The sequence below is a fragment of the Aliiroseovarius sp. YM-037 genome, from assembly GCF_048060095.1.
Lineage (GTDB): Bacteria > Pseudomonadota > Alphaproteobacteria > Rhodobacterales > Rhodobacteraceae > JBLUOA01.
The window spans coordinates 1914831-1939649 of sequence record NZ_JBLUOA010000001.1 but is presented as its reverse complement, the minus strand read 5'-3'; the positions used below and the strand labels follow the sequence as shown (position 1 = coordinate 1939649).

Annotated in this window: 25 protein-coding genes; 7 read left to right on the top strand and 18 right to left on the bottom strand. The window is 60.9% G+C overall.

Annotated elements, in window-relative coordinates; genetic code table 11:
* Window positions 1–42: 42 nt before the first annotated feature.
* The 6 genes from eno to ACEWPJ_RS09525 all read right to left on the bottom strand — a co-directional run bounded on the left by eno (window position 43) and on the right by ACEWPJ_RS09525 (window position 5925).
* Window positions 43–1317 carry a phosphopyruvate hydratase gene (gene eno, locus ACEWPJ_RS09550; RefSeq protein ID WP_416512734.1) on the bottom strand — a complete coding sequence of 425 codons (1275 nt, stop codon included), beginning with the start codon at window positions 1315–1317 and terminating at the stop codon, window positions 43–45.
* An 86-nt stretch (window positions 1318–1403) separates the two neighbouring features.
* Complete coding sequence (locus ACEWPJ_RS09545) at window positions 1404–2288, bottom strand: DMT family transporter (protein ID WP_416512732.1); 885 nt, start codon at window positions 2286–2288, stop codon at window positions 1404–1406.
* 77 nt (window positions 2289–2365) lie between these two features.
* Window positions 2366–2779 carry a Fur family transcriptional regulator gene (locus ACEWPJ_RS09540; protein WP_416512731.1) on the bottom strand — a complete coding sequence of 138 codons (414 nt, stop codon included), beginning with the start codon at window positions 2777–2779 and terminating at the stop codon, window positions 2366–2368.
* Between the two features lie 121 nt (window positions 2780–2900).
* On the bottom strand, window positions 2901–3752 hold the full coding sequence (locus tag ACEWPJ_RS09535) for a tellurite resistance TerB family protein (protein WP_416512729.1): 852 nt from the start codon (window positions 3750–3752) through the stop codon (window positions 2901–2903).
* A gap of 106 nt (window positions 3753–3858) precedes the next feature.
* Window positions 3859–5106, bottom strand: coding sequence for a cation:proton antiporter (locus tag ACEWPJ_RS09530; protein ID WP_416512728.1), 1248 nt, complete (start codon window positions 5104–5106; stop codon window positions 3859–3861).
* Window positions 5107–5208: 102 nt separating this feature from the next.
* Window positions 5209–5925, bottom strand: a complete 717-nt coding sequence (locus ACEWPJ_RS09525) for an endonuclease/exonuclease/phosphatase family protein (protein ID WP_416512726.1) — start codon at window positions 5923–5925, stop codon at window positions 5209–5211.
* A gap of 35 nt (window positions 5926–5960) precedes the next feature.
* On the opposite strand from ACEWPJ_RS09525, the gene ACEWPJ_RS09520 reads away from it, so the two are divergent.
* Complete coding sequence (locus tag ACEWPJ_RS09520; RefSeq protein WP_416512724.1) at window positions 5961–6638, top strand: hypothetical protein; 678 nt, start codon at window positions 5961–5963, stop codon at window positions 6636–6638.
* 70 nt (window positions 6639–6708) lie between these two features.
* Here the strand turns inward: ACEWPJ_RS09520 and ACEWPJ_RS09515 are convergent, their stop codons facing one another.
* The 5 genes from ACEWPJ_RS09515 to mazG all read right to left on the bottom strand — a co-directional run bounded on the left by ACEWPJ_RS09515 (window position 6709) and on the right by mazG (window position 11641).
* Window positions 6709–8148 (bottom strand): protein adenylyltransferase SelO, encoded by a 1440-nt coding sequence (locus tag ACEWPJ_RS09515; protein WP_416512722.1) that lies wholly within the window; start codon window positions 8146–8148, stop codon window positions 6709–6711.
* Between the two features lie 42 nt (window positions 8149–8190).
* On the bottom strand, window positions 8191–8637 hold the full coding sequence (locus ACEWPJ_RS09510; protein WP_416512721.1) for a GNAT family N-acetyltransferase: 447 nt from the start codon (window positions 8635–8637) through the stop codon (window positions 8191–8193).
* On the bottom strand, window positions 8634–9572 hold the full coding sequence (locus ACEWPJ_RS09505; protein WP_416512719.1) for a nucleoside hydrolase: 939 nt from the start codon (window positions 9570–9572) through the stop codon (window positions 8634–8636). The genes ACEWPJ_RS09510 and ACEWPJ_RS09505 overlap by 4 nt, the downstream gene beginning before the upstream one ends.
* Before the next feature lie 150 nt (window positions 9573–9722).
* Entirely contained in the window at window positions 9723–10742 is a 1020-nt protein-coding gene (locus ACEWPJ_RS09500; RefSeq protein ID WP_416512718.1) for a Fe(3+) ABC transporter substrate-binding protein, read from the bottom strand.
* Window positions 10743–10813: 71 nt separating this feature from the next.
* Complete coding sequence (gene mazG / locus ACEWPJ_RS09495) at window positions 10814–11641, bottom strand: nucleoside triphosphate pyrophosphohydrolase (RefSeq protein WP_416512717.1); 828 nt, start codon at window positions 11639–11641, stop codon at window positions 10814–10816.
* A 66-nt stretch (window positions 11642–11707) separates the two neighbouring features.
* Between mazG and ACEWPJ_RS09490 the strand changes: the two genes are divergently transcribed.
* From ACEWPJ_RS09490 to ACEWPJ_RS09480, 3 genes are read left to right on the top strand one after another with little or no spacing between them, the layout of a single operon-like run.
* A complete protein-coding gene (locus tag ACEWPJ_RS09490) occupies window positions 11708–12868 on the top strand; it encodes a M20 aminoacylase family protein (protein ID WP_416512715.1) in 1161 nt (386 codons plus the stop codon).
* Window positions 12869–12907: 39 nt separating this feature from the next.
* Window positions 12908–13849 (top strand): agmatinase, encoded by a 942-nt coding sequence (gene speB, locus ACEWPJ_RS09485; protein ID WP_416512713.1) that lies wholly within the window; start codon window positions 12908–12910, stop codon window positions 13847–13849.
* Between the two features lie 12 nt (window positions 13850–13861).
* Entirely contained in the window at window positions 13862–14323 is a 462-nt protein-coding gene (locus tag ACEWPJ_RS09480) for a DUF1499 domain-containing protein (protein WP_416512711.1), read from the top strand.
* On the opposite strand, the gene ACEWPJ_RS09475 is transcribed toward ACEWPJ_RS09480, so the two are convergent.
* The gene (locus ACEWPJ_RS09475; RefSeq protein WP_416512710.1) at window positions 14252–14548 is read right to left on the bottom strand and encodes a hypothetical protein; all 297 of its coding nucleotides are present in this window, start codon (window positions 14546–14548) and stop codon (window positions 14252–14254) included. The genes ACEWPJ_RS09480 and ACEWPJ_RS09475 overlap by 72 nt on opposite strands.
* 61 nt (window positions 14549–14609) lie before the next feature.
* Here ACEWPJ_RS09475 and prfA point away from each other — a divergent pair, with 61 nt between their 5' ends.
* The 3 genes from prfA to ACEWPJ_RS09460 all read left to right on the top strand — a co-directional run bounded on the left by prfA (window position 14610) and on the right by ACEWPJ_RS09460 (window position 17259).
* Window positions 14610–15665 (top strand): peptide chain release factor 1, encoded by a 1056-nt coding sequence (prfA, locus tag ACEWPJ_RS09470; RefSeq protein ID WP_416512708.1) that lies wholly within the window; start codon window positions 14610–14612, stop codon window positions 15663–15665.
* The gene (prmC, locus tag ACEWPJ_RS09465; protein ID WP_416512706.1) at window positions 15662–16495 is read left to right on the top strand and encodes a peptide chain release factor N(5)-glutamine methyltransferase; all 834 of its coding nucleotides are present in this window, start codon (window positions 15662–15664) and stop codon (window positions 16493–16495) included. Before prfA ends, prmC begins: the two co-directional genes overlap by 4 nt.
* Before the next feature lie 230 nt (window positions 16496–16725).
* Window positions 16726–17259: a DUF4167 domain-containing protein gene (locus ACEWPJ_RS09460; RefSeq protein ID WP_416512705.1), complete on the top strand. Its 534-nt coding sequence runs from the start codon at window positions 16726–16728 to the stop codon at window positions 17257–17259.
* Between the two features lie 11 nt (window positions 17260–17270).
* On the opposite strand, the gene rsmA is transcribed toward ACEWPJ_RS09460, so the two are convergent.
* The 6 genes from rsmA to lptF form a co-directional block, all read right to left on the bottom strand.
* Complete coding sequence (gene rsmA, locus ACEWPJ_RS09455; RefSeq protein ID WP_416512703.1) at window positions 17271–18110, bottom strand: 16S rRNA (adenine(1518)-N(6)/adenine(1519)-N(6))-dimethyltransferase RsmA; 840 nt, start codon at window positions 18108–18110, stop codon at window positions 17271–17273.
* A gap of 115 nt (window positions 18111–18225) precedes the next feature.
* Window positions 18226–19206 (bottom strand): 4-hydroxythreonine-4-phosphate dehydrogenase PdxA, encoded by a 981-nt coding sequence (gene pdxA, locus ACEWPJ_RS09450; protein WP_416512701.1) that lies wholly within the window; start codon window positions 19204–19206, stop codon window positions 18226–18228.
* Complete coding sequence (locus tag ACEWPJ_RS09445) at window positions 19203–20423, bottom strand: peptidylprolyl isomerase (protein WP_416512699.1); 1221 nt, start codon at window positions 20421–20423, stop codon at window positions 19203–19205. Before ACEWPJ_RS09445 ends, pdxA begins: the two co-directional genes overlap by 4 nt.
* Window positions 20424–20440: 17 nt before the next feature.
* Complete coding sequence (locus tag ACEWPJ_RS09440) at window positions 20441–22552, bottom strand: LPS-assembly protein LptD (protein ID WP_416512698.1); 2112 nt, start codon at window positions 22550–22552, stop codon at window positions 20441–20443.
* Complete coding sequence (lptG, locus tag ACEWPJ_RS09435; protein WP_416512696.1) at window positions 22552–23649, bottom strand: LPS export ABC transporter permease LptG; 1098 nt, start codon at window positions 23647–23649, stop codon at window positions 22552–22554. The genes ACEWPJ_RS09440 and lptG overlap by 1 nt, the downstream gene beginning before the upstream one ends.
* Window positions 23646–24746: an LPS export ABC transporter permease LptF gene (lptF, locus tag ACEWPJ_RS09430; RefSeq protein ID WP_416512694.1), complete on the bottom strand. Its 1101-nt coding sequence runs from the start codon at window positions 24744–24746 to the stop codon at window positions 23646–23648. Before lptF ends, lptG begins: the two co-directional genes overlap by 4 nt.
* Window positions 24747–24819 lie beyond the last annotated feature (73 nt).

Below are 24819 nucleotides of genomic sequence, written 5' to 3'. Positions count from 1 at the left end.
TCTGCGCGACCGGGGCGCAGACGTGAGAAATCGTGGGGGTTCCTAGCGCAGAATGCTGCGCCCAGCGTATTCCGCCGTATCGCCCAGCATTTCCTCAATTCGGATCAACTGGTTGTATTTCGCCAGCCGGTCAGAGCGCGAGAGCGAGCCGGTCTTGATCTGCCCGCAATTCGTCGCGACGGCAAGGTCAGCGATGGTAGCGTCTTCGGTTTCACCCGAACGGTGGCTCATCACATTGGTCATGCGGGCGCGGTGGGCCATATCGACAGCCTGCAGCGTCTCTGTCAGGGTGCCGATCTGGTTAACCTTCACGAGCATCGAGTTGGCGCAACCCTTTTCGATCCCGTCAGCAAGGCGGGCCGGGTTCGTAACGAACAGGTCATCCCCAACCAGTTGCACCTGATCGCCAATCGCGTCGGTAAGCAGCTTCCAGCCGTCCCAGTCATCCTCGTCCATCCCGTCTTCGATCGAGATGATGGGATAGTCCGAAACCAGCGCCTTGAGGTAGTCGACGTTTTCGGGCGAGGACAGGGATTTTTCTTCACCCGCAAGCTCATACTTGCCGTTCTTGAAGTATTCTGTCGCTGCGCAGTCCAGCGCAAGGTGGATGTCTTCGCCCGGTGCGTAGCCGGCCTTTTCGATGGCTTTCAGAATGAAATCCAGCGCGTCGCGCGTCGAATTCAGGTTCGGGGCAAAGCCGCCCTCATCCCCGATCCCGGTGTTATGACCAGCAGCGGAGAGTTCTTTTTTCAGCGTGTGGAAAACTTCGGACCCCATGCGAACCGCGTCGCGGATATTGGCCGCGGCGGTCGGCATAATCATGAATTCCTGAATGTCGATCGGGTTGTCCGCATGTTCACCGCCGTTGATGATGTTCATCATCGGAACAGGCAAAACGCGGGCCGAGGTGCCGCCGACATAGCGGTAAAGCGGCTGCATGGTGAAATCCGCGGCCGCCTTCGCCGCGGCAAGCGATACGCCAAGGATCGCGTTCGCACCCAGACGGCCCTTGTTGTCGGTTCCGTCAAGTTCGATCATCGCGGTGTCGATGGCGGTTTGTTCGGTCGAGTCAAAGCCGATCAGCATATCCGCGATTTCGCCGTTCACGGCCTCAACAGCTTCCAGGACACCTTTGCCCAGATACCGGCCCTTGTCGCCGTCCCGCTTTTCAACGGCCTCATAAGCGCCGGTCGATGCGCCGGATGGCACGGCGGCGCGGCCAAGCGTTCCGTCTTCTAAGATCACGTCAACTTCGACGGTGGGGTTGCCCCGGCTGTCGAGGATTTCGCGGGCGTGGATGTCGAGGATAATGCTCATGATCTGGTCCTTGTTGAGACTCGGGTTGGCGCGTCTATAGCAGGCAGGTCAGGAATTTCAAATGGGCCCTGTTAGCGATAACGGCGTTAAGGTGACACTTGGCGCGACCGGCGCTGAAGCCGATGTTCGCGCGTCAGCGTGTAAAGGCCCGACGCGATGATGATTGCCGCGCCGATCAGCGTCCACGCGTCTGGCCGTTCATTGAACACGGTCACGCCGATTATCAGCGCAAAGATCAGCCGGGTATACCGGAACGGGGTCACAACGGCGATTTCACCGACCCGCATCGCGGCGGTGATCGCGTAGTAGGCGAAGACCCCGACCAATATCCCCGCGCATAGGGCCGCAGTGACGCCTGGCGTCGGTGTCACCATCGACTGTTCCATCACCAGCAGCAGCACCGTGCCGGTCGGGATCAGCATCGCAAACCCATAGGCCGATAGCTTGACGCTTGAAATGCCGGGCGGAACTGCGCGGGTCGCAAGGTCGCGGATCGCCAGCCCGATAACCGCTTGCACGGCGAAAAGCGAAGCAGGTTCAAACCCCGAAAGGCCGGGGCGGATGATGATGAGAACACCGATGAGGCCGACGATAATCGCGCTCCACCGTCGCCAGCCAACCTCGGCCCCCAGAAACAGCGCGGCACCCAGCGTGACGACAAGCGGCGTTGCCTGAATAATCGCCGATGCGCTTGACAGGGGGGTCAGCGCGATTGCCGTGACAAAGCCGATGGTACCGACGATTTCCGCCAGGTTTCGCAGGATAACCGGCGTGCAAAGCAGATCGCGTGACACCAGCGGATCACCCTTGCGGATCGCGACAATGGCGAAGGCAAGCGCACCGCCCGCGCCAAGGGCGATGATGATCTGGCCAATTGGCATAACCTCAGCGACGGATTTGATGAACATATCTTCGATGGCAAAGCCCGCCATCGCGGCGACCATCAGAAGAATGCCGCGGGTATTGTCCATCGAAAGGCTCCGAAAACCGTGGGGATGCCGATGGCGTATCGCAATGTCCGGGAAAGAGAAAGGCGTATTCGCCGGGCCTAGCCCTTCTTCAACGGAACGCCGTAAAGCTCCAACCGATGACCGATCAGCCGATAGCCAAGCTTCTGGGCGATGCGGTCTTGCAGTTCTTCAATCTCGGGGTCGACGAATTCGATCACTTCGCCGGAGTTCATGTCGATCAGATGATCGTGATGGTCGCGATCCGCCGCCTCATATCGGGCGCGCCCGTCGCCGAATTCAAGCTTATCGAGGATGCCAGCCTCTTCAAACAATTTCACCGTGCGATAAACCGTGGCAATCGAAATCTTCGGATCAAGTGCTGCGGCGCGGGTAAAAACCTCTTCCACGTCGGGGTGATCGTCGGCGGATTGCAAAACCTGTGCGATGACCTTGCGTTGTTCGGTCATCCGAAGGCCTTTCGCCTCGCAGCGTTCAATGATTGTCCCGGTCATAGGCTCCTCGCCGTGGTCGTGTCTTGTGTTGGGCGGGTGTAGTCGATTTTCGGGAACGGCTCCATAGGGTCGATAAAAAAGACGCCCGCGAGGGGCGCCTTTTCCGTTTCATGTCGCACGCTCAGCTATAAAGCGGCGGCGCGCCCAGATGCGCGTGAACCGCGTTCACGTCGCGCTGGCCGATATCCATTGCTGAGGCGAGTTGATGCAGGTATTTCGCCTCGTTCTGATTGTCGAGGTCGATGGCCATGACGGACATCATGTAAACCTGCTGCTCCATTCCGCGCGGCACTTGCCGGGCAAGGCCGTCGATATCGATGGGTGCTGCGATTTCGTTGTTCACGAAATCCCGCTCGGCCGCTGAAACGTCACCCAGATTGTCGAGCAGTTTTTTCTTCTCCGCAGCATCAATCTTGCCGTCGGATTTCGCGGCTTGGATCATTGCGCGCAGCAATAGACCGGCTGCGGCTTCCTGATCGGGGGTGGGTTGTTGAGGTGGCTCACCGCGTTCAAACGTCTGGTTCAGCATATCGCCGAAGCTGCCGCCCGGTTTTTCCGCCTGCGCCTTGCCGGTCAGGCTTTCCAGAAGCCCGCCAAGGCCGCCACCTGCCGCACCGCCAGCCAAACCGCCGAGAAGGTCGTTCAGACCGCCGCCGCCGCGCGTTGCCGCGTCACCGCGACCACCGCCGCCGCCAAGCTGTTCCAGAAGGTCGCCCAGCCCACCGCCGCCGCCACTTTGCTGCGCGCTGCGCTGGCCCGCTTGCGAAGATCCGCCGCCGAGGATCGATCCCATCATATCCTCAAGGCCGGTGCCTTGTTGCTGCGCCCGTTCACGCGGCGAATGTTCCCCGCCGAACAGCCCACCGTCGGATGTCTGCCCGCGGGCTTGCCCGCCTTTTTTCATCATCGTGCTCGCTCCTTTGGCCAGCGCGACGCCAATCGCAACCTTTGCAAGTGTCTTCATCAAGCTCATAAATTCTCTCCCCACACACTATCCAATGCACCTTTCTACACTGTAGCGGAGCAAACATGGGGAAAAATCGACAGGCTTTGTCAGAGTCGGCGATTTTGGGCGGTTGTCACATCAATTCCGGTTCCCGGCCAAGGCGCATCGCGACACGCTGCACGGTCAGGCCCTGCACGATGATCGAGAACAGCACAACGACGTAGGTCGCCGTCAGGATAAGGGGTTTCCATTCGTTGTCCGGCATACTCAGCGCCAGCGCGACGGAGATCCCACCTTTCAGCCCGCCCCACGTCATGATCGGGATGGTGCCGGGCGAAAATGTGCGGAACGGGCGCAGCAGCAGCACGGGAACCGCCACCGCCGCCAGACGCGCTACCAACGCGAGTGCGATCGCGAAGACCCCCGCCATCAGCGCATCCGGCGTGAAGGCGACCGCGAAGACCTCGAACCCGATCATCAGGAACAAGACCGCGTTCAGGATTTCGTCGATCATCTTCCAGAAGGCATCGACATATTCGCGGGTTTCCTCGCTCATCCCGTGTTTCATGCCGACATCCCCGATGAACAGCCCCGCGACGACCGCCATGATCGGCGCGGAGATATGGAGCCAGACGGCAAGCTCATACCCCCCGAAGGCGAGGCCGAGCGTAATCAGCACCTCAAGCGACGGGTCGTCGATCCGCCGCATCACCCGGAACACCAGCCAGCCGAGAGCGCCACCCAGCAGCGCGCCGCCAAGCGCTTCCTGCAGGAACAGTTTGACCGCATCGCCAAGGCCCGCGGCGTGGCCGTCGTCTCCGGGAAAGGCGAGGCCCACGAGGACGAGGAAAACGACATAGCCGACGCCATCGTTGAACAGCGATTCCCCCGCGATCTTGGTTTCAAGCGATTTCCGCAGGTTGGCTTCTTTCAGGACGCCCAGCACCGCGACCGGGTCCGTCGGTGAAATCAGCGCCCCGAATACCAGCGCGATCAGCAGGGGGAATCCGGTGATCCAGCTGAAGCCGACGCCGACGATCGCCGTCGACAGCCCGACACCGATCGTTGCCATCAGGAAGACCGCCCGCCATTCCGCGCGAAGGTCCGCCAGGCGCACGTGAAGCGCCCCCGCGAACAGCAGAAGGCCCAGCATGCCTTCCAGCAGCGCCTCGGAAAAATGGATGCCGGTCACCTGCTCGCGCACGATATCCGCCATGCCAAGCGACGGAACGATCAGGTCAAGCCCCATCAGCGCGAGCGATGCGAACAGCGCGACGATCAGGATGCCGATGGCGCTCGGCAGTTTCAGGAACAGGTAGTTGATGGCCCCGAACGCGCCCGCCAGCACGATCAGGAGCGACGTAATCTGCAACAGGTTCATGCGCGGTCCCTTCCTACTGTCGTCGTCCTAGCACGGGGCGACGACCGCCGGAACCACCGTGATCGCGATGGCTACCGAGGGTGTTGCAGAACCGGGAAGGGTTTAGTCGGACGGAGGCGCGGGTGTTTCGGAAATTGCCAGGTCCGCCCAGATCGGCAGATGGTCGGACGCAACGCTCGACACCGGGGTTTCGACGACCCCCGCGTCGCGAAGCGCGACCCGGTTGCACAGCGCGACACGGTCCAGCCCGGCAACGGGGCGGGCCGCATGAAAGCTCATTCCGGGGGAGTGGACGGTAAACGCGCCCTCCAGCGGCTCCATCCCGCGGTCGGGGGTCCATTCATTGAAGTCGCCCAGGATGATCGTCGGCATCTCGTCCCGGCGGGCCAGCGCCGCGCGAACCGCGGCGAGTTGCTGCAGCCGGTAGCGGCGGATCAATCCAAGGTGAAGGCCGACGATCCGAACCGGGCCGTCATCGCTGTCGATCTCTGCCAATACCGCCCCGCGGGGTTCCAGCCCCGGCAGGTCGATCCGCGCCGTGTCTCTCAGGGCCATGCCCTTGCGCAGAAGCAGCGCGTTCCCGTGCCAGCCAAGGCTGACCCCATTGACGGCAAGCGCTGCCGGCTCAAAGTCGGAATCGGCGGCGATCACGTCACGGGGCAGGGCGGCTGGCCGCGCTCCCAGCCTGCGATCGGCTTCCTGAACGGCGATCACATCCGCATCCAGCCCGTTCATCACGTCGATGACCCGCCCCGGCGCGCGTTTGCGATCAAGGCCGACGCATTTGCGAATATTGTAACTTGCAACACGGAGTGGCATGTCATCGATATATGCGAAATAGCGTGAATTGAAAGATGCCCATACGACGCTTCACCTTCGACAACCTGCGCGGCCACTCTTATCTGGTCTACGCGATCTGGTTCGCGCTACTCGCCGCGGGCATCGGTGCGGTGATCGAACGCAACTGGTCGCTGGTCTATCTGGCCATCGCAACCTTCATCCTGTCGCTGCTGCCGGTGTTCTTCGCCAACCGGTTCGGTATCCGCCTGCCAGTCACCTTTTTCGCAATGGTCGTCGCCTTCATCTTCAGCACCATTTTTCTGGGCGAAGCCTACGATTTCTACGAACGTTTCTGGTGGTGGGATATGGTGCTGCACGCCGGTTCCGCCGTCGGGTTTGGCCTGATCGGTTCGATTTTCATGTTCATGTTGTTCGAAGGTGACCGCTACGCCGCGCCCTCATGGGCCATCGCCTTTATGGCGTTCTGCTTTGCCGTAGCAGTGGGCGCGATCTGGGAGATTTTCGAATTCGGCATGGACCAGATCTTCGGCCTCAACATGCAGAAATCCGGCCTTATCGATACGATGTATGACCTGATCGTCGATGTGATCGGCGCAATCATCGGGGCGAGCGCAGGCTACGCCTACCTGCGCTATCGCCGCCGCACCGGCCTCGCCGGGCAGCTCGCCGATTTCATCGAAAACAACCGCCGCTTCTTCCGCAAATCCGACCGGCGCCCGAAATCGAAATAGCGCAGCCCTCTCACCATTTTCCGAAAATATCCCCGCCGGAGGCTCCGGCACTAGCTACACGCACGGCGCCCTACGTTCCGCAAAACGTCTGCAACACTTCCTCATCCGGCTGCGGCGGCCGCTGCAAATCTTCGGCATCCGGCTGAACTGCGAACGGGTCCGACAATACCCGGTTCAATCGCTCAAACGGCGCGAAATCACCCTGGACAGCGGCTTGGATCAATTCCTCAACCCGGTGATTACGCGGAATGAGGGCGGGGTTTGATCGGGCCATCAGCGCCTTCTGTTCATCCTCGCTGCTGCCGTCGCGGGCTAGGCGGGCGTGCCAGCCTGCGGCCCATTGGTCCCAGCCGGCGGGGTCGGTGAAATGGTCGCGTTCCCGTCCCGACCCGAGCGCGCGGAAGGTGTTGGTGAAATCCGCATCACCTTCGGCCATCCGGTCGAGCAGCCCGCCGATCAGCGCGCCATCGCCATCCTCAGCGTTCGTCAGCCCGATTTTCGCGCGGAACACGCCAAGCCATGCGTCGCGGAACAATGGCCCGAATTCATGCACGGCTTCGGTCGCGGCCTCGACGGCGGCTTCTTCGTTTTCGTCGATCAGAGGCAGCAAGCTCGTCGCGAGTTGCGCGAGGTTCCAGACCGCGATGTCGGGCTGGTTCTGATAGGCATAGCGCCCCTGCCGATCAATTGATGAAAAGACGGTGGCGGGGTGGTAGCGGTCCATAAAGGCGCACGGGCCGTAATCGATGGTTTCGCCTGCGATCTGGCAATTGTCGGTATTCATCACCCCGTGAATGAAGCCCACACCCATCCATTGCGCGATCAACCGGGCCTGCCGCCGGATCACGCCTTTCAGCAGATCCAGTGCGCCGTCTGCGTCAGGGTAGTGCCGCCGGATCACATGGTCGGTCAGCATCTGCACCGCTTCGGCATCGCCCCGGACCGCGAAGAACTGAAACGTGCCAACACGGATATGCGATGAGGCAACGCGCGTCAGAACCGCTCCGGGGTATGGCTTTTCGCGCACCACAGCCTCGCCGGTTTTGACAGCAGCAAGCGCGCGGGTCGTGGGGATGCCAAGGGTGTGCATCGCTTCGGACACCACGTATTCCCGCAGCACTGGGCCAAGCCACGCGCGCCCGTCGCCTGCACGGCTAAACGGGGTGCGGCCAGCGCCTTTCAACTGAATATCGCGCCGGACACCGCCTGCATCGATCACTTCGCCAAGCAGGATCGCCCGACCATCGCCAAGCTGTGGAACGAAGTTGCCGAACTGGTGACCCGCATAAGCCTGTGCAATCGGCTCTGCCCCATCGACGCGGGCGTTCCCGGCCAGCACCGCAACACCGTGAGGCGTGCGCAGGGCGTCTGGGTCGATCCCAAGCGCCTCGGCCAGCGATTCATTCACCGTGACGAGCGATGGCTCTGTCACCGGGGTCGGGGATTGTCGGGCAAAGAACCGGTCGCCAAGCTGGGTGTAGCTGTTGTCGAATGGGATGGTGAGCGTCATCAAAGTCTCCTTCCCTCCGAGATAGGCGTGCTGCGCCCGGTTTTACAGGGTGCGCGTCATCAGGAAATACTCTGACCGCGCCTTGAACCCGGCCCGTTGATAGAGCTTCATTGCTTTGGGGTTGTCGTGATCCACTTCCATATGAAGCGCCTTCACGCCCATGTCGCGTAGCATCGGCACCAGCGTCATCAGCGCCTGACTGCCCATCCCGCGGCCCCGCACACTTTCGCGGATAAAGAATTCGTCCAGAAACGCATCGCGCCCGCCAAGCTCAATCGAAAACCCAAACGACACTGCGACATACCCGACCGGCGCCCGGCGCGGCCCGATCAGCCAAGCCGCCGCCTGTACGTCGCCCGAAAACAGCAGATCAATTGCTGCAGCCCGGTCATCCGCAGTGGTTTGAAGATTGCCCCAGGCGTGAAACTTTTCGACCAAGGCCAGCAGGACGGCGCGGTCATCCTGCCCCGCGAGGTGAAGCATATTCATAGCCGGGCGAGCCTTTCGGTCAGCAGGTCAAAGAAGCCATCCGCATCGACATCCCCGATGAACATCGCGTTCGGGGCGCGGTCGGTGACGCGCCACCAATCGGCGACGGTCATTCCCATCGTCAGATCGGATGACGTCTCGACCTCAACATTGACGTGGCGGCCTGAAAACAGCTCTGGCCGGATCAGCCATGCGATGACGCACGGGTCATGTAGTGGCGCACCGTCTGATCCGTATTTCTCTATGTCAAAGCGTTCGAAAAAGTCTGTCCACTCGGCAACCATGCGCCCGACTTCGGTTCCGATGCCGCGGAACGCTTCGATCCGGGCGCGGGTGGTCAGTGCCTTGTGCGTGACATCAAGCGGCATCATCGTGATCGGCACGCCAGAGCGCAGCACGATATCGGCGGCTTGCGGATCGACGTAGATGTTGAACTCCGCCGCCGGGGTCACATTGCCGCCCTCAAAATAGCCGCCGCCCATCAGAACGATTTCCTGCACGCGGGCCTTGATGTCGGGCGCGCGGTTAAAGGCGGTCGCAATATTGGTCAGCGGCCCAATTGGGCACAGCGTAACTGTGCCCGCAGGTTCGTTCCGCATGGTTTCGATAATGAAATCAACGGCGTGTTGATCCTGTAGCGGCATCGTCGGGTCGGCCATGGCGGGGCCGTCCAACCCAGTTTTGCCGTGAACCTCCTCTGCCGTCACCAGCGTGCGTTCAAGCGGCGCATCGCACCCAGCAAACACCTTGGTTTCCGGCTTTCCGGCAAGTTCGCAGACAATGCGGGCGTTTTTCTGGGTCAGGGGCAGGGGGACATTGCCCGCCACTGCGGTGATCCCCAGAACCTCAACGTTTTCGGGGCTGGCGAGGGCCAGCAGAATGGCGACCGCGTCGTCTTGTCCGGGGTCGGTATCGATAATGATCTTGCGGGGCATGTCCGTCCTTTTCGCGTTCGCGCCGAAAGTGGAGGAGCGGCGGGCGGATGTCCAGCGGTGCCGAACGTGCCAAGCGGCCCGTTGCTGAGCCGCCAAAGAAAAAGCCCCCGCCGTTTCCGGCGAGGGCTTGGGTCGGTTGCCGTGAGTGGCTTAGCTGCCTGCGTCGAAATCAACTTCTTCCGTCAGGCGCAGCGCGTCGGCGCGCAGTTTTGCGAGGTCCATCAGGTTGACGTCATCGGCGGTGAAGTCGCCCCAACCCTTCACAAGATCGACGGCCTCGGTGCCTTCGGCGATCGGGTACTCAAAGTTCGCCTCGGCATAGATTTCCTGCGCCTCGGGCGAGGTCAGAAATTCCATCAGTTTCAGCGCATTTTCTTCGTTCGGCGCAGCCGCCGTCATCGCAACACCGGACACATTGACGTGCGTGCCGCCGTTTTCAAAGGTCGGGAAGACGATGCGAACGCTGTCGGCCCATTCGCGCTGTTCCTCATCCGACAGCATTTTTCCCATGTAATAGGTGTTGCCCAAGGAGATGTCGCATTCGCCGGCCCAGATCGCCTTGACCTGCGCGCGGTCGTTGCCTTCGGGCGAACGGGCGAGGTTGCTGCGAACGCCCTGCAACCATTCGCGCGCCACTTCTTCGCCGTGATGATGGATCACGGCAGAGGTCAGCGCGACGTTATAGGGGTGCAGACCGGAGCGGGTGCAGATACGGCCCTGCCATTTCGGATCGGCCAGATCTTCGTAGGTGGTGATTTCGCCATCCGCAACGCGGTCTTTGGAGGCATAAACGACGCGCGCACGGGTCGTCAGGCCAAACCAGTGGCCGTCGGGGTCGCGATATTGCTCTGGCACGTTTTCATTCAGCGCTTCGGATTCAACGGGTTGCGTCAGCCCGGCCTCAACAACCGCGTTCAGACGCGAGATATCGACCGTAAAGACCAGATCGGCAGGGGAGCGGTCACCCTCTGCCTGAAGACGCTCGACCATCCCCTTGTTCAGGTGAACGACGTTGACGTCGATTCCAGTCTCGGCGGTGAACGCATCCGTCAGCGGCGCGATCAGCTCGGGCTGGCGGTAGGAGTATACGTTCACTTCGTCAGCGAGTGCGGGCGCAGCCACAGCCATTGCGGCGGATGCGAAAAGGGCGGGTTTCAGTCGTGCAAACATGATTACTCCGAGGTTTTGGTTGCTGCCCTCCATATCCCTGACAATTTTAGTCGGGTCAATACCTGATTTTTTCAGTCGGAATTTCTTTGCTCGATTTTCACCTCCTCCCAAAGCGCGTCCATTTCCGCAAGATCGGACTGTTCCGGCGTCTTACCGCGTTCTGCAAGTTTGGCCTCTACTGCATTGAACCGCATTGTGAATTTCGCATTGGCGGCACGCAAGGCGGCTTCGGGGTCGACTTTCAGATGCCGCGCCAGATTGGCGATGACGAACAGCAGATCGCCGAACTCTTCCTCAACCTCGACCTGTGACAAACTCTCGCGTGCTTCGGCAAGCTCGCGGGATTCTTCGACGATTTTATCGACCACCTGATCGGTTGAGGGCCAGTCAAACCCCACGCGAGCGGCGCGTTTTTGCAGCTTTACAGCACGTAACAGGGCGGGCAGGCCGATGGCGACCCCTTCAAGCGTGCCGCGTTCCGCCTTCGCCGCACGCTCCGCCGCCTTGATCTTTTCCCAATCGCGGGTTTGCTGGTCGGCGGACTTGTCACGGCTTTCATCGCCGAAGACATGCGGATGGCGGGCGACCATCTTATCGGAAATCGCGCGGGTTACGCTGTCAAAACTGAACAGCCCGGATTCCTCGCCCATCTGCGTGTGATAGACGGTTTGCAGCAGCAGATCGCCAAGCTCGCCTTCCAGATCCGCCCAGTCCTTCCGCTCAATCGCGTCGGCAACCTCGTAGGCTTCTTCGATGGTGTAGGGCGCGATTGATGCGAAATCCTGTTCGACATCCCAGGGGCAACCAGTATCCGGGTCGCGCAGGCGTCGCATGATTTCCAGTAGGCGCGGAACGCCGCCGTTTGGATCGTTCACAAGGGCGTCGGAATCATTCGTCATTGCATCTTGTCCGCAGGTAAGGAAGGCTTTGTGCTAGTTAGTCACGCGTGTGTTCAGGAGTCCACCATGCCCGTCGTCAACCGTATTGCCGACTTCTCCGATGATATGAAAACATGGCGCCGGTATCTGCATCAGCACCCGGAGCTGGCGTTCGATTGCCATAAGACTGCGGCATATGTTGTTGAAAGGTTGCGTGAATTCGGAGTTGATGAAATCCACGAAGGGATCGCAACGTCAGGTGTCGTTGCCATCATCAATGGCCAGAAACCGGGGCGCACGATTGGCCTTCGCGCCGATATGGACGCCCTGCCGATTGAGGAGGTGACGGGCGTTCCCCATGCCTCAACCATCCCAGGAAAAATGCATGCCTGCGGTCATGACGGGCACACCGCGATGTTGCTCGGCGCGGCCCGCTACCTTGCTGAAACCCGCAACTTCGCTGGGCGCGTAGCGCTGATCTTTCAACCCGCCGAAGAAAACGGCGGGGGCGCTGGCGTGATGGTCGACGAAGGCGTGTTCGACAGGTTCGAGGTTGAGGAGGTTTATGCCCTTCACAACCTGCCAAACGAAGATGTCGGGCGTTTTATCACCACGCCGGGGCCGATCATGGCGGCGGTCGACACGTTCGAAATTCACATCACCGGGCAGGGCGGGCACGGCGCGTATCCGCACCAGACCCGTGATCCGATCGTGGCGGCGGTCGGGATCGTCAGCGCTATTCAGACGATTGTCAGTCGAAACACCCTCGCGACCGATGATCTGGTGATTTCGGTGACTCAGATACATACCGGTTCGGCGGAGAATATCGTGCCGCAAACCGCCTTTGTCGGTGGGACGGTCCGGTCATTTGATACCGGCGTGCGGGAGTTGATCGAAAGCCGGATGGAAGAGGTCGTCGCCGGGCAGGCGGCGGCGTATGGGGTTGAGGCGCAATTGATCTACGATCAGCAGTATCCGGCGACGATCAACGATGCGGATCGCACAGCCTTCGCCGTCGATGTCGCGAAGCGGGTTTCGGGCGACGCGGCCGTCGATGGCAACGACGGGCAGCAGATGGGGGCGGAGGATTTCTCCTACATGCTACAAAGCCGACCGGGGTGCTATCTATTCCTCGGCCAAGGCGAAAGCGCAGGGCTGCACCACCCGGCCTATGACTTCAACGACGATGTCGCGCCAGTCGGGGCGAGTTTCTTTGCCCGCACGGTAGAGCTGGCCTTACCTGTATGAATTTCGTTTGGATACAATCGACTATGTGAGGCTTCTAAGATGCCCAACCAACCCATCAGCGGCAATGACCTCGCCCGATTTTCGGGGCCGAACACCTTTATGCGATTGCCACAAGCGGATGGGCCAGAGGGGCTGGATGTCGGAATCATCGGCGTGCCCATCGATATCGGAACAAGCTGGCGATCCGGCACGCGGTTCGGCCCGAAACAGATCCGCGCCGAAAGCGCGATGATCCGGCCCTACAACGTGCAGACGGGTGCCGCGCCTTTCGATCACCTCCAGGTCGCTGACCTTGGCGATGTGCCGATCAACACGTTCAATCTCGGCAAGACTATCTCAATAATAACAGAATATTACGATGCGATGTTGAAGCACGGCGTCACGCCGCTGACCCTTGGCGGCGATCATACGCTGACTTTGCCGATCCTGCGATCCATCGCAAAGAAGCACGGCCCGGTCGCGCTGGTTCATGTCGATGCCCACGCGGACGTCGGCGATCATATGTTCGGAGAAAAAGAGGCGCACGGAACCGTCTTTCGTCGCGCCTATGAAGAAGGGCTATTGAACCCTAAGAAAGTCTGGCAAATCGGGCTGCGGGGCACGGGCTATACTGGCGGTGATTTCGACGATCCGAAAGGGTGGGGATTCAACGTCATCCAAGCGCGGGAGCTTTGGCATAAGCCATTGAATACGTTATCGAACAGCATCGCCGCGGAAGTCGGCGCAACCCCGATATATATCAGCTATGACATCGACAGCCTTGATCCCGCCTATGCCCCCGGCACCGGAACGCCCGAGATTGGCGGGTTGACGACTCCGCAGGCGATGGAACTGCTGCGGGGGCTTCAGGGTTTGAACATCGTCGGGGGCGATTTGGTAGAGGTTTCGCCGCCTTATGATCCGTCTGGGAACACGGCGCTGGTTGGGGCGAACCTTGTCTATGAAATGCTCTGCCTGCTGCCCGGCGTTGGGATGCGATAAGGGCTTAACGTAATGATTCTAAAGACTATTGGTGTGCTTCTGCTGCTTTTTTGTGCGGCGGTTGCCTATGTGCGGCTTGCGCCGCTCCACCCCGACCGATGGCACCACGCTTTGGATATTCCGGCCGATGCGCCGAGCGGAGAAGTGTTTGACGTCACCGCAGGCCATGCGGCGTTTCGGGCGGAGTATGACATCCCCGCCGCGCAGTTGCTTGAGGCGTTTGATGCGGTCGCGCTGACCTCGCCGAGAACAAAGCGGCTCGCCGGATCACCGGAGGAGGGTATGGTAACCTACGCCACCCGGTCGCGCGTTATCGGGTTTCCTGATTTAACGACAGCATCGGCCACGGAGAGCGCGGCAACAACCTCGCTGACCATTCACGGGCGTTTGCGGTTTGGGGCGTCAGATCTCGGCGTCAATGCCGCCCGGATCAGCGGCTGGGTTGACGCTTTGCATCGGCGGTTGGAGCTTTGACGACACGCAGGCCCGCCCGGTTTCGCGCCACATGGGATTGTTCAGCGACATCTCGCACCGCGCCATGAAGGCCCGTCCATCGACGAACAGGCAGATTTCTTCGCCCAACTCGACCCGCGCCCCGACCTTGTCTGTGCAGTAGCAATCGATGGTGCGCCCACCCTGATTGACGTCGCCCCAAACGGGGCCCGCAAGGCAGGCAAAAAGAACGATCAGACGTGTCATGCAGGAATCATAGCACGCCACAGCCCCTTGACCAAATCACGCGTTTGAGGGATTGGGGAGCATGGTTCCCACAGAAAAGCTCACCCAGATCACGGAACGATTCGAGTATCTTGAGGCTAAGATGGCCGAGGGTGCATCAGGGGCTGAGATAGCGACGCTCGCCCGCGAATATTCGGAGCTGAAACCGGTTGTCGAACAAATCGCGGGCTACCGTCAATTGCTTTCCGATTTGGAAGACGCCGAGGCGATGCTGGCTGATCCCGAAATGCGCGAACTGGCGGAGGAGGAGCTACCCAGGCTTCGCCAACGTCTGCCGGATGAGGAAGCCGCGCTGCAACTCGCCTTATTGCCGAAAGATGCGGCAGACGCCCGACCTGCGTTGATCGAAATCAGGCCCGGCACCGGCGGGGAGGAGGCGGCGCTGTTCGCAGGTGATCTGCTTCGGATGTATCAACGCTACGCCGAGGCGCGGGGATGGCGCTTTACCGTGCTTGAAGAAAGCGCGACAGAGCTTGGCGGCATCAAGGAGGTTGTGGCCAATATCCAAGGCGACAACGTGTTTGCGCGGTTGAAATATGAATCCGGCGTGCACCGGGTGCAGCGTGTGCCTGAAACGGAGTCCGGCGGACGTATCCACACGTCAGCCGCAACCGTCGCCGTTCTTCCAGAAGCCGAAGATGTTGATATCGCAATTGATCCCAACGACTTGCGGATCGATACGATGCGATCCTCCGGCGCAGGCGGGCAGCACGTCAACACGACCGATTCCGCGGTTCGGATCACGCATATCCCGTCCGGCATCGTCGTCACCAGTTCCGAAAAATCCCAGCACCGGAACCGTGAAATCGCGATGCAGGTTCTAAAGACACGGCTGTTCGATCTGGAGCGCCAGCGGGTCGACAGCGAACGCGCCGCCGACCGGAAGGCACAGGTTGGCTCCGGCGACCGGTCGGAACGCATCCGCACCTATAATTTCCCGCAAGGGCGCATGACCGACCATCGGATCAACCTCACGCTCTACAAGCTTGATCAAGTGATGCAGGGCGATTTGGATGAGGTGATCGACGCGCTGACCGCCGACGATCAGGCAAGCAAACTGGCCGAGATGGGCGCATGACCACGGCGCAGGATGCGCTGCGGGATGCAGTGCAGCGCCTTCGCGCGGCGGGTGTGAATGATCCGGCGCGGGATGCACGGGTTCTGCTGGCCCATGCGTTAGGGATTTCCCGCGACCGGCTGACTTTGGTGATGCCGGACGACATGCCTGATACCGCGCTGGATCGGTTCAACAAGGCGATCACGGCACGCGAAGCCCGCCAGCCCGTCGCCCAAATCACCGGGCGTCGCGCGTTTTTCGGGCGGGATTTCATTGTTACGCCCGACGTGCTCGATCCACGGCCTGAGACGGAACTGCTGGTTGAAGCCGCGCTATCCCGTCCGGGGGACAGAGTGCTCGACCTTGGCACCGGGTCGGGCTGCATTCTTTTGTCTGTTCTGGCGGAGCGTGCCAGCGCAACCGGCCTCGGCGTTGATGCGTCGAAAGCGGCGTTGGATGTGGCCCGCCGCAATGCCACAGCCCTTGGTGTGGCGGATCGCGCGACGTTTCAATCCGGTGACTGGTTGTCAGGCATCACGGGACCCGTCGACCTAATCCTGTCCAACCCGCCTTATGTCACCGAAGCGGAGATGGCCGCACTATCCCCGGAGGTTGCCAATTGGGAACCGGCAGAAGCGCTGACCCCGGGCGGCGACGGGCTTGCCGCCTATCGAACGATCTGCGCCGATGCGCCGAACGTGCTTGCGCCGCAGGGGTGGTTGATCGTCGAAATCGGCTCTGGCCAAGCCGATCTGGTTGCCGGGTTGTTTGGCCAAGCCGGATTTCAGAAGATCGAAGTGAAGCAGGACCTTGCAGGCCACAACAGGGTAGTTTTAGGGCAATTAGGCTGACTTTCCGCGACGTTTTGACAGGAAATGGGCGTTTTTCCGCATTCCGGGTAGATTCTGCTTGCCCCCATGCGCGGGTCGTGTTTACTCAGGGATACGAGGCTGGTGATCGCACTTCCGGTCCCCCTTGTTAGTAAGCCAGCACATAGTCTGACCCGGTTCAAAAGACCTCGCGCCAAGGCGCGGTAGCGGTTAAGGCAAATGCCACATCAAGGCCTTTACGAAGTAAAAATATGAGATCATCCAAAAATCGTTCGCGCGGCAAGCAGAACCGCAATCGTTCCTCCTCCGGGAATAACGTCAATCGTGTTTTTGACAGTTCCGGACCTGAGGGCAAAGTGCGCGGCACGCCGCAGCAAATCATTGACAAGTATCAGCAGTTAACGCGTGATGCGCAGCTGGCAAATGACCGTGTCGCCGCTGAGAATTTTCAGCAACACGCGGAGCATTACACAAGATTGCTTGGCGAAGCCCAACGAGAGGCGGAAGCCAAACGCGCCGAACAGGAAGCGCAGCAGCGCGACCGTCAGGCGCAACAACAACAGCAGCGCAATGACCGCGAGGATACACCGCGTCAGCAGGACCCGGCCAACGCGCCGCAGCCCGATGCAGCGCCGCTCGATGTGACCAGCGAAGGTGACAGCGGTTTGGTTGAGACGCCCGAAACTGCGCCAAAGCCGAAACGTCAGCGCAAGCCGCGCGCACCGAAATCGGAGCCGCAGCAAAACTCGGACCAAAACCCGGATACACCCGAAGCCGCCGAGTAGGCGAGGGGCGGTCAGCTTGTTCCGGCAATCTGTCGGGCGAGGGCGCAAAATTCCTCAATCGAAAGCTGTTCGGCCCGTTCGGTCGGGGCAATGCCCGCTGCGATAAGATGATCCTCAATGCCGGGCGCAAACCCCTTTAAGGCGGCGCGCAACATCTTGCGCCGCCGATTGAAGGCCGCAGCCACCAGTCTGCCAAGAAGCACGGGATCGGCGGGGAAAAGCGGCTCCGCCCGCTGTTTCAGATGCACGACGGATGAATGCACCTTCGGCGGCGGCGTGAAGGCGTCGGGCGGTAGAGTCATTACGATCTGCGCCTCCGCCCGCCACTGCGCCAGAACCGCAAGGCGCCCATAAGCCTTGCTGCCCGGCTGGGCGACGATCCGTTGGGCAACCTCTTTCTGAAACATCAGCGTCAGGCTGTCCCAGAACGGTGGCCAACTGTCCGGTGTCAGCCACCGTACCAACAGCTCTGTCCCGACATTGTAGGGCAGGTTCGCTACTACTTTGATCGGCGCGGTAAGGTGGTCGGCGACGTTCAGGTCCAACGCATCCGCATTGATAACTTCGAGTCGCCCGGGATAAGCCTCCGCAATCTCCCGCAGCGCTGCCAGGCAACGAGGGTCTTTTTCAACGGCCAGAACCCGTCGGGCTCCCTCGGCCAGCAGTCCTCGCGTCAAACCACCGGGGCCGGGGCCGATCTCTAGCACGTCCGCACCGCTCAGATCGCCAGCCTGCCGCGCGATCTTGGCGGTCAGATTTAGGTCCAGCAAGAAATTCTGCCCAAGCGATTTTCGCGCTGACAGGCCGTGTGTCGCGATGACCTCTCGTAAAGGCGGCAAGGAATCGATCATGCGCCGCCCCTTGGTTTCATCTTGCTAAAAATACTCAGGCCGTCCGTCTGCCAAGCAGCGCCGGTCAAAGAGATTTTATGCCTCCGGCGGGGATATTTTTTGAAAGCGGTATCGGTCATCGGCCTGCCGTGCGTGCCTGCGCCATTTCTGCGGCGAGGCGGAGCGCTTCGATGGTTGAGGATGGATTGGCGATGCCTTGTCCCGCGATGTCGAATGCGGTTCCGTGGTCTGGCGATGTGCGAATGATGGGCAGACCAAGCGTGACATTCACGCCCCGGTCGAAATCGAGCGTCTTGATCGGGATTAGGGCTTGGTCGTGATACATGCAGATCGCGACGTCATACTGGCCGCGGGCTTTTGCGTGAAACATCGTGTCGGCGGAGTGTGGGCCGGTTATGCTGAGGCCGTCGGATTGGAGTTGATCGATAACAGGCGCGATCAGGCGCAGGTCTTCCTGACCCATCACCCCGCTTTCGCCCGCGTGGGGGTTCAGTCCCGCGACGGCGATCCGGGGCGCCGGGAGGGCAAAGTCGCGGATCAGCGCCTCGTGCGTGATACGGATCGTGTCGCGCAGGAGGTCTTCGGTCAACGCGGCTGGCACATCGGCAAGCGCGATGTGGATCGTCACGGGAACCACGCGCAGGTCGGGACTCGCCAGCATCATGACGACCCGGTCGGCGCCGGTCAGCGCGGCGAGGTATTCGGTGTGACCGGGATACTTGAACGCGGCCCCGTCGATCAGTGCCTTCTTGTGGATCGGCGCCGTGGTCAAGGCGGAGGCCGCGCCGGACTGTGCAAGCTGCACGCCCCTGGCGATGATGTCGAGTATGGCTTGGGCGTTTTTGGGGTCCGGTACTCCGGGCGTCGCTTGTGCAGGGAAGGGGTGCTCCAAAACCGGCAGGGCGCGCGGCATCACGGATACTGCGTCGGCGGGGTCGGAGATAATCTCGAACGGGCGGCCCTCCGGCAAATGCGCGGGATCACCGATCAGAAAGAACGAAAGCTCCCCTTTCAGCCGTTCCCACGCCTTTACTGCAAGCTCCGGGCCGACGCCGGCAGGTTCGCCGCAGGTCAGCGCGATGGGCGCTTGGCTCATGGGGTTACGATGGTCGCCTCGGCCCGCAATTCGGCGAGGTAGCTATCGGCGTAGGACGCAAGACGTTGATTGGTGAGGCGCTGGCGCAGATCCGTCCGCGAAATGTCGGCGGCTTGTTCGCTGACCCGACCGCACAGCATTAGGAAGACGAGCGTATCGCCACCTGCGCGGGTGAGGGCTGTCGAAACCTCGTTATCGTCAAGCTTGGCAAGTTCCATCGCAATGTCGCCGGGGATTTCGGCGGTTGGCAGGGTGTCACGCTCCAAAACTTCGGGCGGCTGATCCTTTGCGACGCCGTATAGGTCATCGCAGGTATCGACCCGGTCGCGGATGCGGCTTGCTTGGCCGAGCGCCTGTTCGCTGCGACCGCCGGGGATGTAATACGCGGCGTATTCGACCGAGACAGTGTTTTGTTCCGGCGCGCCGGTTTCTTCAATCGCGCGAAGCTGGAACAGCGCGATGCCGTTCGGAATATCGATCGGGTCCGAAACCTCGCCGGGGCTGAGGGTCAGGACTTGTGTGCGGATCGCTGGGGGCAGGTTGCCAATCGGAACCCAGTCGATCCGTCCGCCACGACCGCGCGACGGGGCCGCCGATACGCTTCGCGCAGTGGATGCGAAGGCGGGTAGGGTCGATATCTGGCTGATCTGCTCTGCCCGGCGACGTTGGGCCGCTGCATTGGCGGGGGTGACGGGCAGGATGATCTCGGACAGCAGAACGCGCACGCCGCCTGCATTGCTTGACAGGGCGAGGGCGCGGTCGATTTCTGACTCAGTGATTTGAACACGGGGGCCAAAGCGGGTGCGGACGACTTCGCGCCACGCAATACCGGCTTTCACGAAGTCGCGGAACGCGGGTTCTTCAATGCCACCTTGACCGATGGCCTGAATGAATTGTTCCGTTGTCAGTTCTGCACGGCCCGCAAATTCAGACATGCCTTCTGCGATCTGCTCTTCCGTGACTTCGATACCAAGCGCATCGGCAGCCTGAAGGCGCAGGCGGTCGTCGATCAGACCTTGGCGCGCTTCATCCTCGATATTGCCGGGTTGGTTCAGCAAGCGCAGGAATTTAAGCCGCTGGTCGAGCTCATAATTCGTGACAACCGCATCGTTGACGATAATCGCCGGGGAAAACAGCGTTTGCGCCATCGCGGGCAGCGCGGCAAAGCCAACGACCAAGAGGGTGAGGAGGAGGGGCGCGCGTTTGAAAAAGTGCATGTCCGTCTGCTCTTTCCTTATCCGGTGCATCTGCGGGAATAGCGGCGGTTCGATCCGTTCGTGCCAAACCCGGTCAGCGATATTGTCAGACCGAAGTCCGTTGTTGGGCTTACACTAGTCGAGCTTGTAAACCGACGCGAGAGGGAAAGATCGACTTTCACACACTCGTTTTCGTATTCCAGCCCGATCCCGGCCCGTGCGGCGCGATCCGCTATGAAATCAAAGCGCCAATCTGCCTTACCTGTCCAGTTTTCGTTGATCCTGAACGCGCCGTCCAGACTCCATTCCGATGTCTCAGGGCGGTTTTCGGCGGGGGCGGCGTCCATCCAGATGTAGGAAGACGCAAGCGCGACCCGTTCGCTGCGCCAATCAAGGCGCGTTTCGTTGCGGGTGAATTCCAGCCTGTCATCGAACAGCGCCCGGTTCAGGATCGAAATATTGCCCGGCAGTTTTAGTTGCAACGCCGCCAGCCAGTCAGAGCTTGTGCCAGGCAGGCCGGACCCGGCGGTGAACTGGCCCAGATCGTCGGCGCGGAAGATACGGCCAACGGTCAGCCCCATGCTCCACCCCTTAGGATCATAGCGCGTCCATGTCAGGCCGACATTGGCACGCAGCCCGCGTTCCAGCACATCACCGCCGGGAAAGCGCGAGAGGGAATAAAGGTTGCCTTCGTCAAACTCCAACAGCGTGCTGTCCTCATTCGGGACGTTGCGCAGGTTTTCATCGGTCCAGAGGACTTGAACGACCGGTTCAAGCAGGTGGGATACGCCGTTTGCCCCGGACCGGGCCATGGGCCAGCGAAGTTCGGTGCCGATTGTGGCGCTGTGGAAGAACCCTTCCTCCTCACCCGGACCGCCCTGCGCGACGGCGAAGTAATCAGCATCAAGCTGTCCCAGAACCGCCGCCACCATCCCATTGCCAAGCGTCCAGTCGCGGCGCCAGTCAAGCTGTGCGGACAGGCTCGCCATATCACGGCCATCGTTGCCGGGGGTGGTTGATCGGCGGTAGAGGCTTTCGCCCTCAAGCCGCAGATCGGCCTGACCGCCAAAGAACGCCGGTTCAAAACGTCGGTGATACAAAGCGCCGCCAAGGACGGATGGGATCGTGTCGTTGTTCTCCGTATCGCGGAGCGATTTGAAATAAACGAGTTCTGTCCTAATCAGCTCATCCCGGCGGGCGCGACCGATCATCACCTCGCTGTCCAGCCGGTCTTTGTCGGAATAGCCGTATTCAAGCAGATAGGCGTCGTCAGACACGACCTCCAAATCAAAGGTCAGTTCGAAGTCGCGGGGCAGGTCGAACTTCCCATCAGCAAACAGATAGCCGCGGGTTTCGTTTGGCCGAATGTCATCGTCGGAGATCGCGCCTTCAAACGTGATGTCGCCCGTGCGGTACGCCTGCCGATAGCGAAGCTCCAGCGTGCGGGTGGAGCCGGAAAAATACGGCGTCAGCGTTAGATCCCGGTGATCGCCCAGCCGGATGAAATACGGAACCTTCAGCCCGAACCCAAGGCGGGAGTTGCTTCGGATCGTCGGGATCAAAAAACCGGTCGCCCGCTGTAAGGTCGGATCGGGCAGGCGCAGGCGAGGTAAGTAGAAGATCGGAACGTCCATCACCCGAAGTTGCGCGTTTTCGAAGTAAAGCTGGCGTTCTTCCTGATCGTGGATGATCCGCCGCGACCGGATTTGCCATAGCGGGACGGGGTTGTTTGGGCAGACCTGACAGGAGGACGCGACGGTCTTGTAAAGCTCCGTATACCGCCCGCCGACGCGGTTTATCTCGGCGGCGGCAAGCTGAAGCTGTTGGTCCAGCACCATCCGTGCGCCGCGCATGATCCCGTTGCGCAGATCGGTGGAAAGTTCCGCACTGTCGGCGAGCAGCAGCACTCCGTCGCCTTCGGTCACGGTCAGCGGTCCTTCGATCTGAAGCTGGCCAGTGGCGCGGTCAAACGTGATCCGCCGGGCCTGAAGCCGGGCGCTTTCGTAGAACACCTCAACATTACCTTCGGCCACCAGCTGGCTGGTGCCGTCGATCCGCACGCTGTCCGCGATCAGGCTGGCACCGTTCTGCGCCTGCGCGGTGGCCGCCGCGCATGTCAGCAGAAGGAAGACGACGAAGGCACGCAGCATCAGCCATCCTCCATATGCAGCAATAGCCCGAGCGACAGCAGGATTGCTGCGACAGGGGGCGCCCACGCGGCGAGGGTGATCGGGATCTGCCCGTTCTGCCCGAGAACCTGTGCGAAATTGCGGATAAAGAACAAACCAAACCCCAATAGAACCGCCGACAACACCATAATCCCCGTCCGACCAAAGCGCGTATGCCGCATGGTGAAGCCGGCCCCAATTAACACCATTGAAACCAACATGAACGGCAGGGCAAGCTCCATCTGAAACCAGACGCGATAGCTGCGGGCGGAAAATCCGGCGCGGTCAAGGCGGTCGATGAAGGCGGGCAAGTCCCAGATCGCGATGGCGCTTGGCGTGCCAAAGCTGTCCCGTATCTGATCACGGGTCAGGTCAGAAGGCAGGCGGTAGCCCGCGTGAAACTGCGAGTCCCGTTCTGGATTATCGGACCCGGCGAGGGGCCAGATTTTCGCGCCGATCAGCAGCCACGCCCCTTCGACAAGCGTGGCGGTTTCCGCTTCGATCCGGCGGATCGGCAGGCCCTCGCGATCAAAGGTCATGAAGCTTGCGTAGCGCAGGCGGGTGCCGTCAAGGTTCGCTTCCTGTGCGTGAATGACGGTCTGGCCGTCCTCGCTGCCTTGGCGCAGCCATAGGCCGTCTTCGGACACCGACAAAACGCTCGCGTCGCCAGACGCGTAGGCACGAGAGCGGGCCTCGTATTCCTTCGACGTTGCCGCGACGATCGGGTTGAATATCGCAACCGCTGCGACCCCGATGGCCAAAGCCACCAGAACCGGCGCGATCAAGGCCCGCATCGCAGAGCGGCCCGACGCGCGGGTGACGACCAGCTCGCTTGACCTCGCAAGGGCCAGAAACAGCGCGACGGTCGACAGGATGATGATAAGCGGCAGAATGCGATAGAGTGTCTCCGGGACGTTCAGCGCGGAGAGCGCGACGAGTTCGGTCAGGCTGACCTCACTGCTGTCAAACTTGCGCAACTGTTCGGCAATGTCGATCAGCAGCAGAATGCCCAGGAACACTCCGAAGACGAGCGCGAATGTCCAGACGAACTTGCGGGCGAAGTAGAAATGCAGCCTCATCCAGCCGCCCTCCGCCAGCGCTTGAACAGGGTCGGGTGGGCGGACAGCCAAAGGATCGCCGCTGACAGGACAACCCCAAGCAGGATCGGCACATAAAGCAGCACCCAGAGTGAATCGTCCCGCCACGCGAGGTCTGACATCTTGTTGTCGATGGATTTCAGGATCACCAGCAACACGACGGCTAGGATGATCTGGCGCCAAATGCCAAACCGGCTGAACCCGCCAAGCAGCAGGCAGGAAAACCCGACCAAGGCGGTTACAACGGCCAGCAGGGGTTGCGAAAAGCGGTTGTTCGCCTCGTTCAGAAAGGCCGTGCGCGTCGTGCCGGTTTCTTCGAGCAGGGCGGGTGTCATCGACAGCAACTCAGCCGTCGAAAGCTGGCTGGGGCTGCGAGGGCGGTCGCCCGTGTCCTGTATCAGCCCGCCGATATTGTAGGCGAAATCGTTGAAGCTGGTCGTGAACAGCCGCCCATCGTCGCGCAGGGCCTGCGACATGCCGTCGAACATCAGCAGCTTTGGCGTGCCGGAGTCGTAGACCAACAGCGCCCGTTTCGCGGTGTAGGTCGTGGTTTCAGACGCGCTGCGGCTGTCGGACAGGAAAATGTCGCGCAACTCTCCGGCTGGGCTGATTTCGCGGATGTAGAATGTGACCCCGGCGGTCGGGTGAAGGAAACTGCCCTCACTTAGAAACCGCGCGGCGATGTCTTCGGAAATCTCATCCCGCCGCTCCGCCAATTCGCGGTTCGACGCGGGAACAAGGAAGTGCGTCAGAACGGACAACAGCAGCGCCACGATCAAACCGAAGTAAACGACGGGCCGCGCCAGCCGAAACCCGCTGAACCCGGTCGACTGCATGACGACAAGTTCACTTTCGGAGGATAGGCGATTGGTCACGTAGACCGTCGCGACAAAGGCCGAAATCGGTAGTACGACGCGGATGACGTTCGGCAATGTCAGGGCGGTAAATTCAAGGAAAACAACGGCGGATTGGCCGTCTGCGATCAACTGGTCAAACAGAAGAACCGCGCGGTTCACCCAATAGACCATGACCAGCACAAGCGAAAAGAAGCCAAACAGCACCATGAGTTGCGACAGCATGTATCTGTCGAATCTCGCCACTGCCGCACTCCTCAAAACACCCGAATTGCTCGGCAACCTAGCGGATTTGGCG

What these genes read in the sequence shown, in the direction of transcription:
- ACEWPJ_RS09515 (WP_416512722.1), bottom strand. Translation starts at nt 8,148, where the DNA reads ATGACGCTCACCATCCCATTCGACAACAGCTACACCCAGCTTGGCGAC.
- ACEWPJ_RS09445 (WP_416512699.1), bottom strand. Translation starts at nt 20,423, where the DNA reads ATGCACTTTTTCAAACGCGCGCCCCTCCTCCTCACCCTCTTGGTCGTT.
- pdxA (WP_416512701.1), bottom strand. Translation starts at nt 19,206, where the DNA reads ATGAGCCAAGCGCCCATCGCGCTGACCTGCGGCGAACCTGCCGGCGTC.
- ACEWPJ_RS09460 (WP_416512705.1), top strand. Translation starts at nt 16,726, where the DNA reads ATGAGATCATCCAAAAATCGTTCGCGCGGCAAGCAGAACCGCAATCGT.
- ACEWPJ_RS09440 (WP_416512698.1), bottom strand. Translation starts at nt 22,552, where the DNA reads ATGCTGCGTGCCTTCGTCGTCTTCCTTCTGCTGACATGCGCGGCGGCC.
- ACEWPJ_RS09500 (WP_416512718.1), bottom strand. Translation starts at nt 10,742, where the DNA reads ATGTTTGCACGACTGAAACCCGCCCTTTTCGCATCCGCCGCAATGGCT.
- ACEWPJ_RS09525 (WP_416512726.1), bottom strand. Translation starts at nt 5,925, where the DNA reads ATGCCACTCCGTGTTGCAAGTTACAATATTCGCAAATGCGTCGGCCTT.
- prfA (WP_416512708.1), top strand. Translation starts at nt 14,610, where the DNA reads ATGGTTCCCACAGAAAAGCTCACCCAGATCACGGAACGATTCGAGTAT.
- ACEWPJ_RS09480 (WP_416512711.1), top strand. Translation starts at nt 13,862, where the DNA reads ATGATTCTAAAGACTATTGGTGTGCTTCTGCTGCTTTTTTGTGCGGCG.
- ACEWPJ_RS09540 (WP_416512731.1), bottom strand. Translation starts at nt 2,779, where the DNA reads ATGACCGGGACAATCATTGAACGCTGCGAGGCGAAAGGCCTTCGGATG.
- ACEWPJ_RS09510 (WP_416512721.1), bottom strand. Translation starts at nt 8,637, where the DNA reads ATGAATATGCTTCACCTCGCGGGGCAGGATGACCGCGCCGTCCTGCTG.
- ACEWPJ_RS09475 (WP_416512710.1), bottom strand. Translation starts at nt 14,548, where the DNA reads ATGACACGTCTGATCGTTCTTTTTGCCTGCCTTGCGGGCCCCGTTTGG.
- ACEWPJ_RS09530 (WP_416512728.1), bottom strand. Translation starts at nt 5,106, where the DNA reads ATGAACCTGTTGCAGATTACGTCGCTCCTGATCGTGCTGGCGGGCGCG.
- ACEWPJ_RS09545 (WP_416512732.1), bottom strand. Translation starts at nt 2,288, where the DNA reads ATGGACAATACCCGCGGCATTCTTCTGATGGTCGCCGCGATGGCGGGC.
- speB (WP_416512713.1), top strand. Translation starts at nt 12,908, where the DNA reads ATGCCCAACCAACCCATCAGCGGCAATGACCTCGCCCGATTTTCGGGG.
- ACEWPJ_RS09490 (WP_416512715.1), top strand. Translation starts at nt 11,708, where the DNA reads ATGCCCGTCGTCAACCGTATTGCCGACTTCTCCGATGATATGAAAACA.
- mazG (WP_416512717.1), bottom strand. Translation starts at nt 11,641, where the DNA reads ATGACGAATGATTCCGACGCCCTTGTGAACGATCCAAACGGCGGCGTT.
- ACEWPJ_RS09535 (WP_416512729.1), bottom strand. Translation starts at nt 3,752, where the DNA reads ATGAGCTTGATGAAGACACTTGCAAAGGTTGCGATTGGCGTCGCGCTG.
- eno (WP_416512734.1), bottom strand. Translation starts at nt 1,317, where the DNA reads ATGAGCATTATCCTCGACATCCACGCCCGCGAAATCCTCGACAGCCGG.
- ACEWPJ_RS09520 (WP_416512724.1), top strand. Translation starts at nt 5,961, where the DNA reads ATGCCCATACGACGCTTCACCTTCGACAACCTGCGCGGCCACTCTTAT.
- prmC (WP_416512706.1), top strand. Translation starts at nt 15,662, where the DNA reads ATGACCACGGCGCAGGATGCGCTGCGGGATGCAGTGCAGCGCCTTCGC.
- lptG (WP_416512696.1), bottom strand. Translation starts at nt 23,649, where the DNA reads ATGAGGCTGCATTTCTACTTCGCCCGCAAGTTCGTCTGGACATTCGCG.
- ACEWPJ_RS09505 (WP_416512719.1), bottom strand. Translation starts at nt 9,572, where the DNA reads ATGCCCCGCAAGATCATTATCGATACCGACCCCGGACAAGACGACGCG.
- rsmA (WP_416512703.1), bottom strand. Translation starts at nt 18,110, where the DNA reads ATGATCGATTCCTTGCCGCCTTTACGAGAGGTCATCGCGACACACGGC.
- lptF (WP_416512694.1), bottom strand. Translation starts at nt 24,746, where the DNA reads ATGCTGTCGCAACTCATGGTGCTGTTTGGCTTCTTTTCGCTTGTGCTG.